Annotated in this window: 11 protein-coding genes; 1 reads left to right on the top strand and 10 read right to left on the bottom strand. The window is 39.0% G+C overall.

Annotation, left to right across the window (positions count from 1 at the left end; genetic code table 11):
- The 3 genes from AB657_RS11420 to AB657_RS11410 form a co-directional block, all read right to left on the bottom strand.
- Entirely contained in the window at nucleotides 1–1,164 is a 1,164-nt protein-coding gene (locus tag AB657_RS11420) for a mandelate racemase/muconate lactonizing enzyme family protein (RefSeq protein ID WP_047246603.1), read from the bottom strand.
- Nucleotides 1,165–1,168: 4 nt separating this feature from the next.
- Nucleotides 1,169–2,053 (bottom strand): sugar phosphate isomerase/epimerase family protein, encoded by an 885-nt coding sequence (locus AB657_RS11415; protein WP_047246602.1) that lies wholly within the window; start codon nucleotides 2,051–2,053, stop codon nucleotides 1,169–1,171.
- 83 nt (nucleotides 2,054–2,136) lie between these two features.
- Entirely contained in the window at nucleotides 2,137–2,436 is a 300-nt protein-coding gene (locus tag AB657_RS11410) for a GNAT family N-acetyltransferase (RefSeq protein WP_047246601.1), read from the bottom strand.
- A gap of 259 nt (nucleotides 2,437–2,695) precedes the next feature.
- Between AB657_RS11410 and AB657_RS11405 the strand changes: the two genes are divergently transcribed.
- Complete coding sequence (locus AB657_RS11405; RefSeq protein WP_047246600.1) at nucleotides 2,696–3,028, top strand: single-stranded DNA-binding protein; 333 nt, start codon at nucleotides 2,696–2,698, stop codon at nucleotides 3,026–3,028.
- A 91-nt stretch (nucleotides 3,029–3,119) separates the two neighbouring features.
- Here AB657_RS11405 and AB657_RS11400 read toward each other — a convergent pair whose 3' ends face one another.
- From AB657_RS11400 to AB657_RS11370, 7 genes are all read right to left on the bottom strand, one after another.
- Entirely contained in the window at nucleotides 3,120–4,736 is a 1,617-nt protein-coding gene (locus AB657_RS11400) for an acyl-CoA--6-aminopenicillanic acid acyl-transferase (protein ID WP_047246599.1), read from the bottom strand.
- Between the two features lie 44 nt (nucleotides 4,737–4,780).
- A complete protein-coding gene (locus AB657_RS11395) occupies nucleotides 4,781–5,659 on the bottom strand; it encodes a cupin-like domain-containing protein (RefSeq protein WP_047246598.1) in 879 nt (292 codons plus the stop codon).
- Nucleotides 5,659–7,209, bottom strand: coding sequence for a phytoene desaturase family protein (locus tag AB657_RS11390; RefSeq protein ID WP_047246597.1), 1,551 nt, complete (start codon nucleotides 7,207–7,209; stop codon nucleotides 5,659–5,661). Before AB657_RS11390 ends, AB657_RS11395 begins: the two co-directional genes overlap by 1 nt.
- Entirely contained in the window at nucleotides 7,206–10,889 is a 3,684-nt protein-coding gene (locus AB657_RS11385; protein WP_047246596.1) for a 1-acyl-sn-glycerol-3-phosphate acyltransferase, read from the bottom strand. Before AB657_RS11385 ends, AB657_RS11390 begins: the two co-directional genes overlap by 4 nt.
- Nucleotides 10,882–12,051: a DUF2062 domain-containing protein gene (locus AB657_RS11380; RefSeq protein WP_047246595.1), complete on the bottom strand. Its 1,170-nt coding sequence runs from the start codon at nucleotides 12,049–12,051 to the stop codon at nucleotides 10,882–10,884. Before AB657_RS11380 ends, AB657_RS11385 begins: the two co-directional genes overlap by 8 nt.
- 99 nt (nucleotides 12,052–12,150) lie before the next feature.
- Nucleotides 12,151–12,636, bottom strand: coding sequence for a hypothetical protein (locus AB657_RS11375; protein WP_047246594.1), 486 nt, complete (start codon nucleotides 12,634–12,636; stop codon nucleotides 12,151–12,153).
- The gene (locus tag AB657_RS11370; RefSeq protein ID WP_047246593.1) at nucleotides 12,633–13,004 is read right to left on the bottom strand and encodes a hotdog family protein; all 372 of its coding nucleotides are present in this window, start codon (nucleotides 13,002–13,004) and stop codon (nucleotides 12,633–12,635) included. The genes AB657_RS11375 and AB657_RS11370 overlap by 4 nt, the downstream gene beginning before the upstream one ends.
- Nucleotides 13,005–13,007: the final 3 nt, after the last annotated feature.

The following is a 13,007-nucleotide window of genomic DNA, read 5'->3' as shown; positions in this document are numbered from 1 at the left end:
TTATTGTTTAAATTCTTTTACAAAGTCCCAATTAGGGTTTAATCCCAATCCGGGCTTATTGGGAGCTGTAATCATACCTTTGTCGTCTACACTAATTTGCTCTTTTACCAGATCGTACATCATGGGGTTTCCACCCAATGAAAATTCAATAACGTTGGCCGATGGAGATGCAAATGCCACCGATACTCCTGCCATAAAAGAAAAAGCAGAACCCCAGCAATGTGGCGCTAGCTCTAATTGATAGGTATGTGCCAATTGAGAGACCCGCATGGCTTCGGTAATACCACCAATAATGGCGCAATCTGGTTGTAGAACATCCAGTGCGCGTTCCGATATCATGTCTCGTATATCGAAAGCGGTGTATTCACTTTCTCCCGCCGCTATAGGAATATCTGTACTTGCCCTAACTTCGGCAGTTCCGATTCTGTTGTCAGGGCTTATAGGTTCTTCAAACCAGTACAGGTTGCAATCGGCAACACCTCTACAAAATTGTTTTGCTTCAGGTACGCTGAAAGTTCCGTGGGCATCTGTCATTAACTTAATGTGGTCCGGTAGAGCTTTGCGTGCCGCTTTTACCCTTTCTATACTGGTCTTTACATTCTCGTCCATTACGCCTACACGCATTTTTACGCCCGAAAACCCTTTTGAGGTATAACTTTTTAATTGTTCGCCTATAGCATCGACTTTTGCCCATCCACCACTGGCATAGGCAGGCATTTTATCTCTACAACTACCGCCTAAAAGTTCCACTACCGGAACTCCTAACGATTTTCCTTTAATATCCCATAGTGCGGTATCTATACCGCTTAGTGCAGAAATGGTAAGTCCCCTTCTTCCCAAGATAGGGAACTTACGGCCCCTAGAAAGGGCATAATGGTCTCTAGTGCCGTTGTAGGCCTGTTCCCATATTCGAGAAATATGTCTGGCGTCCTGGCCGATCAATTGTGGTTTTAATTCGTTTTCGATACAACTGACAATACTGGCGCAGGAACCTGAGGAGCCAACGGCCGCTTTTGCTTCTCCAAAACCTTGAAGGCCCGATTCTGTGGTAACGACTACCAAGGTCATGTCAAAATTGGTGAGAAGTCCGTAATCGCTAAAGTGTTGTTTTTCTTTTGGAATGGGACATCGCAACCAAAAAGCTTCTATGTTGGCTATTTTCATGCTTTTATATCAATTTGGTTAAGGTTTCTATGGATTTTTTTGTCAGCATGGTATAAAATTCATCGGTAATGGCAGAGCTTCCATGATCTTCCAAAAATTTCTTTTGTTCGGCAGATAGCCCTTCTGGGTTGGTGTCTATAGAATTTGGATAAGGATTTGCGGGCGTACGGTCTAAAGGGGCACAGAACTCCACGGAAAGTACCTTGTCATAACCTATCTCTTTAAGCGTGGTGATAATTTTGTTCCAATTTAAATGGCCCATTCCCGGGGCCATACGGTTGTTATCGGCAACATGAAAGTTTACCAAGCGTTTGCCTACTTTTTTTATCGTTTTGTAAAGGTCTTCCTCCTCCAGGTTCATGTGAAATGTATCTAGGCAAACCCCACAATTACTGCCTACGGCCTCTGCCAAGGCAAGGGCCTGTTCACCACGGTTGATAAAATAGGTTTCAAAACGGTTAATGGGTTCAATACCAATTTTTAGACCAAGGTCTTCGGTATACCTATATATCTCCTGTATGCCCTCCACGGCCCATTCCCATTCTTGGTCGGGGGTAGCATCGGGAATAATCTTGCCCACGGTCGCCGGTACCAACGATATCACCGATCCGCCAAGTTCTGAGACCATTTTTGCAATATCCTTTACATACTGAACCGACATTTTTCTTTGTGCAACATCTTTTGCCAAAAGGTTACGGTCTTCCAACATCAATGTCACGGACCCCCAACATTTAATGCCATATACGTCTAATAATAATTGCACTTTTTGGGTGTCGTAATTTTCAGGGGTGCCCTGTATTTCTATATATCCGTAATCTAATTTTGATATTCTGTTGAGGGTATGTTCTAGCGTTTCGGCCCTCATCCAATTGTGTATGGCTAATTCCATAAGTTATTTTTGATCGGTGGTGTTAATGATGTGTGTGTTATTGAAGTTGCGGTGCTGTGATAATAAAATGTGATAGCAGTTTTTTATTCTGTATTAGCATCTTGTATGACTAATTTATTCCATTCCGGATACCGTTGTAGATAAGAAGCAACAAAAGAACATAGAGGTATCAGTTTTAATTGTTTCTGCTCTATGTCTTCCAAAACTTTGGATATCAATTTAGAGCCAATTCCTTTTCCGGCCAAAGATTGGGGTACCTCGGTATGGGTCAAATATATTTTATCCTCTTTTTTTGTGTACTCGATTTTTGCAATGGCATTTTCGACCCTTGCTTCGTAGCGGTTTTGAGAGGGATTGTCTGTTACTTCAAAATCTGTTTCCATAGAGATTCTCTTTAAACTTTTAAGGTAGCAAAAAAATGCTTGTGATGCGAAAATAGGAGATAAGCGTTTTTTGATAGAAAACTTAAAATTATATAAACAACTGTATTATAGATGTTTAAAAGTTTTTAAACGACTGTAAACGATTACAAACGAAATTAAGTGTTTTGTTACCGACTCGTGTTCGACGATGGTTTTAGGTTTGCAGTGTCGGATCAAGGAGGTTCGATAGTATTAACTGTTTAACGATAAAAAAATAATTATGAACGCACTTAAAAACAAAGTACAGTTGATTGGAAACTTGGGACAGGACCCAGAGATCATTACCATGGAAAATGGTACCAAACTTGCCAAATTTTCTTTGGCCACCACAGAGAGTTATAAAAACGCAAAAGGAGAAAAGGTAGATGATACCCAATGGCATAACATTGTTGCTTGGGGCAAGACCGCAGAAATTGTAGAAACGTATTTGCTAAAGGGAAAACAAGTTGCGGTAGAAGGTAAGTTGACGCATCGTTCTTATGAAACTAAAGAAGGTGAAAAGCGGTACATTACCGAGATACGGTGTAACGAGCTTTTAATGCTAGGAAAGTAATAGCTTATATAAACCCCGGGCAACCTAATGTGTTCGGGGTTGTTTTATGCCAAAAAGACAAAGATTTTTTTTGGTGATGCTGCATAAGCCATTACCTTTTTATTTTACGAATTAGTTTTTCAACGTTTTTTTTGTCGGGTACGGTAGTCACTTCTTTTTCCAACGCTTTTTCAAAATAATCCAAGGCCACCCGGTCGTATCCTTTTTTGTAATTGTAAAGACCTACTAAATAATAGGCTTCCCAGAAATTGGGGTTTAGTTCAATAAGTTGGTGCAAAACAGGTTTTTCTATTCTTGCTTCATCGGCAATGGCGTCTTGTACTTGGTTTCTCAATACCCGATATTGTTCGTAGTTTTTATATTCTTTGCTCTGTAAGAAAGGGTCTTTTGCTATGTTGAGGTCGTTTTTTGCCACATCGTGCTTAGGGTCTTTTGCGGTATTGAAAATCTCGTTTAGGTCATATGCTACAAATTCCCCTAATTGATATGGGTTGCTTGAAACCCATACCAATAGTTCTTCTGGTTTAAAAACGATGCCATGGTGTGCCAACAATTGATTCAGTGCTTTTTCGTTGCCATAACCGATTTTCTTTTCGTTCAATCCTTCTTTGTCCCTTAAGATAGACACTACTTTCTCGGGTGTTACCTTTTCCGTTTCCTCTAAAAGTTCTTCCATACGCTCATACCTATATTGCGAATGGCTTTCTAAAATATGTTTTTGGTTCTTTTTGTCATTTGAATAAGCGGCACTTTGAAAATGGTTGGCGCAGATCAATTGATTGGAATTTTCAACTTGGTAAACACCGAAGTTATTTGGTGAAACCTCAATGAGGGCCGCTTTTTTATCTTTTGCACTACCTACAAAAATGGCTTCAGATACAAATACTTCCCTCTTTTTTGCAATTTCGATAGCCTCGTCTATCGTAGAGGCATATTGTAAAATTTCTCTTGTCACCAAAGAAACAGGGGTTTTGGCAACTAAGGGAAATTGTGATTTTCCTGCGTTTATGGTGACGGTAAGCCCTTGGTCGTTCATGCCGGATACAACCCCGATCATTCCGCCCCAGGTAACGGACATAAAGGCATGGCCGTCGTCTGGTTTAATAAATGAGATAATTTTGTTTTTCGAAAAGTCGTCCCCTGCGTAAAAGTCGAAATTACGACCTATTAATAATTTACCATCTGCGGTGTGGTCTCCCCATGCCGCAAAAGAAGAACAGCCTACTAACGCCAAATCTTGTAAGGCATGGCCGATATCATGGGCTCCATGAAAGTACATGACCCTTTGGTAAGGTTTGGCAATATAGTCGTAATTAGGGGACGCATAACGTGATACACCATAAAGCTCCGCCTTAAACTTTTCGTCAATGTTCAGATACATCTTGCGGTTAAACCAAGCTAAAAATTTTCGGAGTAGGTTCTGGTACCCTTTCGAAGGCACCAGCTCGTCGATTTTTTTTATGAAAACATCTTCTTGTTCATTAAACAATTCTTGTGTTAGGCTGCCTGTTTTTAAACCAAGTTCTAAGGGGTTTCCGGTTACATATAGCTCCCAAAGACCCTGCTGGTTCTTTCGTAAAAAGTTATTGGCTATGGTATAGGTAGTATCATTGATCTGTACCCGATCTGGAATTTCTGTTCGATATTGTGAAACATCGATTTCTTCTTTTAATGATTTGGATACACCGCACGAAACCATGCAGCCCATGAACAGGAAAAGAACAATAAAACGATGTGCGGTATTTAGGTATTTCACTTAAGAATGTTTGCTAGGTTTTTATGTGTTTTTTTTATGGCCAGTTCATCTTTATGATTCAGCCACTTTTGCCCCCAATGCTTTCTTGTAAAATTATCGAAATGACGCATGATCATTACGTTATATAGCATTTGGATGAATTTTTTCGGTTTTCTGGGCAAGGCCCGTAGCGTCATAGAGAAACCACCGTCCAAATACTTTATGTAATGCCAATAGCCACTGGGCATATAAAGAGCATCGCCATGTTCCATCTGTGCGGTAATACCTTGCGCATATTTAAGTGCCGGATAGGTATCAAAATCAGGATTGTCCATATCTATGGACTCTAAATTATGTATGGAATATGGCACCCTGTACAGGTATTTTGTCTGATCTGGAGAAAATAAGGTTACATGCTTATGGCCATCAAAATGAAAATGCATACTGTCGGGTAAATCAATATCATAGTGCATGAACACTTTCGATTCTCCACCACCAAAGAACAGGGCCGGAAGTTTTTTGAAAAACTTGAGCCCTATATCGGGGTATTCAAAGTCTTGGGCAAGATCGGGCATCTTTTTTAGGATCTCATAAAAGAAAATCCTTAAGTCCGTAGGTTTTGTTTTTAATATTTCTATATACTCGGCCAGTTTCATTTCCTTAACAGGTTCGTATACGCTTTGTTTGTCTTTTGCGGGTTCGTTGTTGTATAAAGGAACTATTTGGTCACCGGCTTTTTTTTGAATGTAATTTAGGGTCCATTTTTTATAGGCGGGCCAGTTTTTGGTCATACCCTTGATCAAGACCGGTTTTTGGGGACGGTAATAGTTTTTTATGAAATCTTGTTTCGAAATGTTTTCTAGAACGGTGATAGGTGTAGTCTTAAAAGTTCCCATTAGACTATGGTTTTATTGTTTTCTTTCTTTAAAAGCTTTTCCTTGATCTTGTTGACCAAGTAGGGGCCTCCCAAAATTTCCGAACAGGTAACCACGCCACTTATGGTAACACCTAAAATACCGTGCATGTTTAGGCTTTGTCCTGTCAAGAATAGGTTTTCGATTTTTGTTTTGGGCGATATAAACGATTTTAAAGGATCGTTTACATCTTTTACATAACCGTACATAGAACCTTGGTGGTTGCCAATGTAATCTCTATAAGACAATGGTGTAGATGCATGTACGGATTGTATGCACTCTCTGATATTAGGGAACTTTTTTTCTAATTCTTTTAAAAATATTTCTGTTTTTCTTTTTTTAAAGGCTTGGTATTCGGCACCTCTATCATTTTTTTGAGAAACGGTGTTAAAGGTGTCATCCCATTCCATGACTTCTTCATATTTCATATAGGTGATGGCCGTAAGCTGCTCTCCCCATTCATCTTGGTTTTTTCTGGCGCCCATACAAACCATGTATGTTTCTGGCCAGGTTTCCTCCGTATACTTATGGCCCTCCCAAACTTTTTTATAATCTTTAAAATGGTAATAATTCTTGTTAAGGTATTTAAAGGTTTTGGGCTTTAGCACAATGTGGATACTAAATGCAGAAATGATACTTTCCATTTCCTGTATTCGGTAGTTGTACGATTTTCTAAAATTCTCTTCACCTACCAATTTTAGGGTGTATTTGGGTTCAATGTTAGATATGAACAGATCTCCGTATACCACTCTGCCATCTTTTGTCGTGGCAGATACCAATTTTTTGTTTTCGCAGGTGATGTCTACAACTTCGCTATGTTTATAGGCTTCTCCTCCATTTTCTTTTAATTTTCTAACCAGCAGTTTTGTGATCTGGCTACCCCCGTCCGCACATCTATAGGCACTTTCTATATAAGAATTAATAGATAGTGCATGAACGTATAGCGGGGTTTTGTCGGGGTCGCCGGCATACAAAAGATTTGAGCCGGCCAATACGGCCCTAAGTTTCTCGTTTTTGGTAATACTGTCAATATATCCCTTGGCAGTTTGTTGAAATAGTTCTGGATCGTTGCCATAAGGTTTGCCCTGCTCTAGTTTGTATAAGGGGAATTTATGACAGATTTCCTGCAATTTAGCACTATACGCTTCTATGGCCTCACCTTCTTCAGGAAATTTTTTGACCAATTGAGCTATAAAATTATCATATCCTTGGGCATGCGGATATACGTCGTCATCATTGCCAAAAGAAATAATGTCGTAACCGTCTTCATCTAATTTTTTAAAATGGAGTCCGTCTAAAATATCCAGATAATCAAAGTACTTATAAAGGTTCTGACCTTCGGAGAGTCCTCCTATATAATGCACTCCGGTGTCAAAAATAGTTCGCTCGCGAACAAATGTCTGCAGGTTGCCACCGTACTGGTTGTTCTTTTCTAAAACACAAACACTACGACCTTCACTTGCAAGAATATTGGCCGCAACAAGCCCGCCCATTCCACTACCTATAATAACCACGTCGTAATGTTTTTTCAATGTTGCGTTTTTTTGTTTAGTACAATAAAATTATCACTTTGGTCACTAATGGAGAAATCTGTATGCAAAACTTCTTCCGAATCAAGATTTCCCTCGGGCTTCAATAGAATAATGGTGTGAATGTCAAGGTTTTTAATTTTTAGTAATTCTACTTGGTCAAGATTGATAATGAGTAAGTTGGCCGGTTGAGACAAAGCTTCTTCCATAGTGTCGTGTACCGTGATCTTACTATGGTTCTTTGTTAGAAAGTTTTCCTTTAAAGCTTCTCTAGATAGTGTGTTTGATAAATACGTGTGTATTTTTCTGTCTAAGGAGTCCAACGACAATAATAGGTCTAACTGCCCATCATCTTGAGAAAGGTGAACGATTTTTTCTTTAAGGGCTATTGATCTAATGATCTTAAGGTATATTTTGCTGTGTTGTTGTAGGTCGGTCTTTACCCTTTTGTAAATGGCATCGCCTTTATAACGGTAGTTTTCAAGCAAGGTTTTTTTCCAATAATCTTGGCTTTCTTTCTGCTCGCGTAATCTTCTAAATTCGTTTCTAAAATAAGCTCCTACCAATTTACCTTTTTTGGTGTAGTCCTCTCCATATTCTTTGGAAGAGACCGGTATTCTTGGTAATAGCTCTACAGTGATACTGCCATCCCTGATTACAAAACTACCTTTGGGCAAAACTTCAGAGTTGCCATGAATTAATACGGGCAGTAAATCCAAATTTAATTTTTCGGCCAGGTAAAAGGCCCCTTTGTGGAATCTTTTTATTTTATTGGTCGTGGAACGTGTTCCTTCGGGAAAAGCAATAAAAGAAAAGCCTTGTTCCAGTTTGTTCTTTAAATAGACCTCTCCGTTTTCTATTCCTCCCGAAACGGGATAGGCTCCCGCTAGCTTTGCCGCCCTTCCGAATATAGGTGAGTTGTATACCCAATCGTTGACCAAAAAGACAATTTTAGGGTGAAGCATACCAATGCATAGAATATCTAGAAAAGAGGTATGGTTGGCAATGATCATTACCGGTTTTTCAAAGGTTTCGTTATGTGGGTTTACAACTTGTTTTTTTACAAAGGGATTGGTGTACAGTACCGATTTCATTAATTTGGAGACCGCTTTGTGAAATCGAATATTTTCTTTTTGAGCTTGGTCGGGGTTTATTTTGGTTGCTATCCATGCATAAATAGAGAATAGAATGCCGCCAAGGCCAAAATAGATGAAAGACAATACGGAATGAATGAAATATCGTAATGAAATAGGCCTTTTATCCTTATTTCCTATAAAAAGACGAAATAACTGTGGCTGCAATGTAAAGGCAACAAAGGCGGCAGAGAATATTCCGATAAGGGAGACCCTTGAGATGGCATAAAGTGCGGGGTGTTTTGCAAAGACCATGACTCCCACACTGGCAATGGTGGTAATAATGGATAGCAATATAGAGGTCTTATGTGTGGGTAGTGTTTTAACGCCGGTCCTATGCTCGGTCAAAAGACCATTGGTGACAAAGATGCTATAATCTACGCCCAAGCCAAAAATAAAGCTACAGATTATAATATTGAAAATATTGAATTCTATATTCAGCAACCCCATGATGCCAACGGTTAAAAACCATGTAAGAAATATGGGTATCGCGGTTACCATGGTCAACGATAGGCTTCTGTAAAACAAGGCAAGAATAACAAGTACCGTAATCAACGATAGCATCAACAAACGGTTAAAATCATTCTTTAGAGTACCCAAGAACGACTCGTTCACCTGTTTTCTGTTTATAAGCAAAGTATTCTGCTCATCTTTGAATCTATTTTTTAAAACATCAAATTGGTTATCGTTCAGTTTTACCAAAGTGGTGGCCGTAGTGCCAGAGGTATCCGTAACTATATAGTCTTCGATGCTCAACAATGGTACTTTCTCAAAATCGGAAAGCGACATTGGGGTAAATTCGCCATTGAGCCAGTTGTAAAAATTTTGAAAAGTGCTTTCTTTGAATCCTAGTTTTTTTGAAGAACTATTCAGATTTTTTTCTAACGAATCTATTTTTATGGATGTCCAGAAGTTGCTCCAAGATTCTATTTTCCCTTTTTGGGTCTTAGAGGATTTGGCAAGACTGGAGACCGAGGTAAAATTGATAATCTCGTTTTTTTTCTTTAGTTGTTGAAGGTCCTCATAAATGGCATCGTTTCTCTGTAAAACCTTTTCCCGATCTTCTCCGTATGTGGAAAGGTATACCGATTTTGATTCTAGATCTGTAAGGTTTTCAAGCTTTTTCTTAGCTTCTGAAAGTACTTCGGATTCGTAGTTTAGTTTACTTATATCTTGGTTAAAAGTTACCTTGTTGTAATAAAAGGCACTTATGACCATACCTATGATCAAAAGCCCTATGGCCCATTTGTTTTTATGAAACTCAAATGCGGCCAAGTGTTCCAAAAAACTGGTTTTCTGTTTTAGACTTTCTTTGTATGCATACACCTGAGGAACAAATATCAAGGCGAAAAGTGAAGCTCCGGTAACACTTACAGAGGCAAAAACACCCAGATCCTGAAGGGCCTGTGAATCTAAAAACAAGAGGCACAAAAATGCGGAGGCAGTAGTAAGACTGCTCATTATAATGGAGGGCGCTACCTCGTTGTAGAGCATTTTTATAGTATGTCCTTTTCTAATATGGGTAAGTATATGCAGGGCATAGTCTAGGGTGACTCCCAATAATATAGCTCCGATACCCAATGAAATTGCCGAAATATACTCACGTACCAACGATAAAAACGCCATTGCAAGGAGCGCGCCGAAAACAGTGGGGGCAAACAGGATAATAGGTAAAGTTATTTTCTTGTAAAAGGCTATTAATAAAACCAGTAAAAGTATCATGGCGATACTTACCGTAAACAAAATATCGGTTTTTACCTGTTGTGCATTTGCCACCGCGACCATGGCGGCACCAAAAAAAGATACTTCTATATTGTTTTGGTATTTGGACTTGAATTTGTTTTCCAGTGCATACAGACCGTCTGATAAGGGTTTGTTTTCTACCGTGGCGCTAGAGGGGTGTACAGGCGTTAAAAAGAGTAGAATGTTTGTTTCTTCCTTATTCAGTAAAAACCCATTATGAAGTTTAAAATCTTCTGCTACGCCTAATTTCTGAAGTTTTTTTAATGCAATAAAAGATAGCCCTAAAGGATCTTTGAGTATACTTTTTTTAGATACGATACCGGACGGTGATATAAGCGACCGGTAATTTTGTTCCATTTGGTGCTGTATACTGTCTTTTGACAATTTAAGGGCTATGGTCTTATAGTCTTTCTGTTCAAGAAAAAGGGGAAGGTTTTCGTAGACCAGGTCCAGCATCTGAAAGACTTCGGTATCGTTTACCTTGCCCTGAACCTTTTTTACATAGGGCGAATAGTCTTTTAAAATACTATCGGTAAACTCAGAGGCATATTGGGTGAGTTGGTCTAGAGAAGTATTGGGACCTCTTTCAATATTAACAATGATCTTGTCGGTAAATGAAATGGACTTCAGTACTTTTTGAATTCGCAATGTTTCCTTGTTCGAAGGAATTAAAGCGGTGATATCATCCTTAAAATTGACTTTGGAGGCTAAAAACAAAAGAACGGATACCATTACCAAAAGTAGCGATATGCTAAGGCCCTTATGGTTTTTGATACTATGATATGTTTTCAGAAAAAAATTACCCATTATTAACGGCTATTTTCCGCTTTCCCCAATATGTAAGGGTAAGATAGCCAATTCCCCCTAAAATCAATGCGCTGGCCGTTGCGAATAATAAGCTTCCGATGATATATGCTTTTAGATGCGTTAAGAAGTTGAAATTTTGATGAATGCCCTCTAAAGAGAAGGTGAAAGTCTCACCAAGTACCCAGCTGCCTATTTGTAAGCTTATTAGCACTACGAAAGGAATAAATGGCGGTAGGCTTACATTGGAAAAAGCAAAGGCAATGGGTTTGTTCAATTTGAATAAAACGGCCAAAAACAAGACCAGTAATGTGTGAAGCCCCCAAAACGGACTTAGGCCAATAAACACGCCCAAAGCAATGGAAAGTGCTTTTTTTAAAGGAGAGTCGGTGCTTCCCATTACATCTTCCAAAAGAAATTTTTTAAACCCTTTTTTTTTAAGCTTCCTGAAAAAATTACGAGGCTTAATATAGAAAATGGTTACCAGAACAAACCAAGTGTTCAAAATGCTTATACGTGTAAAATCGGGTACGGTCCTAAAATGTGATACGCGATCTTTATCGTCATATAATATTTTAACCGGTACGTTTTTTACCAATGTTCCGTTCCAAGAAGCCTTTACGATAACCTCTATTTCAAACTCGAACTTAGGGGTGTACAGTTTAAGTTTTTGTATTTCTTTTAATGGGTACAAACGATAGCCGCACTGCGTGTCGGTAAGCCAAGTTCCTGTTTCGAACCAGAACCAAAAATTAGAGAACTTGTTACCGAAGCTGCTTTTTCCGGGTACGTCCGATTGCGACATGTTGCGGGCACCGATGTATAACACATTCTTAGTTTTCTCTGCTTCAAGTGCATCTAAAAAAACAGCGATATCCTCTGCAAAATGTTGCCCGTCGGAGTCTATGGTGATCGCAAATTCATATCCTTGCTCAAGTGCCGTCTTAAAACCAATTTTTAAAGCGTTGCCCTTACCTTCATTTTTTTTTAGGTGCACCTGTTCTACCTGTGAAAAGGTTTTTAGTATTTCGGGGGTGCTATCGGTGGCCCCATCGTTCACGACAATAATATTGCAGGTGTACCCTAAGACACTGTTCAAGACCTTTGCCAAGGTCTTTTCATTGTTGTATGTGGGTATTATGACACAGCAACGATGTTGTTGCATTCGCTCTTGTATGGTGGTGATGGCAGGCACGTTTCTAAGATAGGTGTTGTTTTTTGATTAGTGGGTGTTGATTTGGACAAAGATACACATTAGAAAGAGCTAAAAAGTGGCCTTTTCTACTTCGGTAAAAAGTTTTGATGTGCGAATATAATCTCGGATCAATGTTTTTACCGAATTGTTATCCAATTTATCCAGGTTCTTTAAAATGAAATTTTTGTCCTCTTCGGTCTTGGTATTGTACTTAACTATTTTTGGGGCGTTTTCTTGAACGCTTAACCTAATAAAACGAAGTTCTATATTGTCGGGGTTCGATGCCAAGGCAGACTCTATAATGCCAACACCTTCTTTAAAGAAATTTTTCTTTTCCTTGATGCTCTTTGCGTGTTTGGCCTTTAAGGTCAAAATGGCACCTTTATACCCGTAGAGGATAATATTATCCGCTTCGGAGACATTTGATAGATCTTTGTAAAGTTCATCTGTAATACCCGAATCTTCCATGGCCAAGGGGTACATCTTACGTACCTCTTTTAAGTTTGTCGAGAAAAGAAGCAAAAAAAACAAAGAACCGAAGAGTAATGATTTCATACGTTTTTTATTTTAAACGTAGCATTCAACTTTAATGCCAAGGTATCGTCAAAACTGACCGTATTTTTCACTTTAATGTCGCCATCATTTTCTGAAAGCGCCAAATCTACCTTTATGACTTCGTTTTTTTGAGGATTGATAATGGCCATGAACTTTACGTTGGAGGCAACGGAGAGCGATAGGCTTTTGTTCAATGATTTTTCGGTGAGCTCCTTTATAATTTGAATAATACAGACGCCTGGCATAACTGGGTGTCCAGGAAAATGGCCTTTAAAAATATTATGGTCTTTGTTCAATTTGATTGTGGCCTCGACCCGTTGCTGTTCATGCTCATATTCCAATATTTCGTAAAGACCGTCAATTAACATATT

The sequence above is a fragment of the Maribacter thermophilus genome, from assembly GCF_001020565.1.
Classification (GTDB): Bacteria; Bacteroidota; Bacteroidia; order Flavobacteriales; family Flavobacteriaceae; genus Maribacter; species Maribacter thermophilus.
This window is presented reverse-complemented; position numbering and strand designations above follow the sequence as displayed.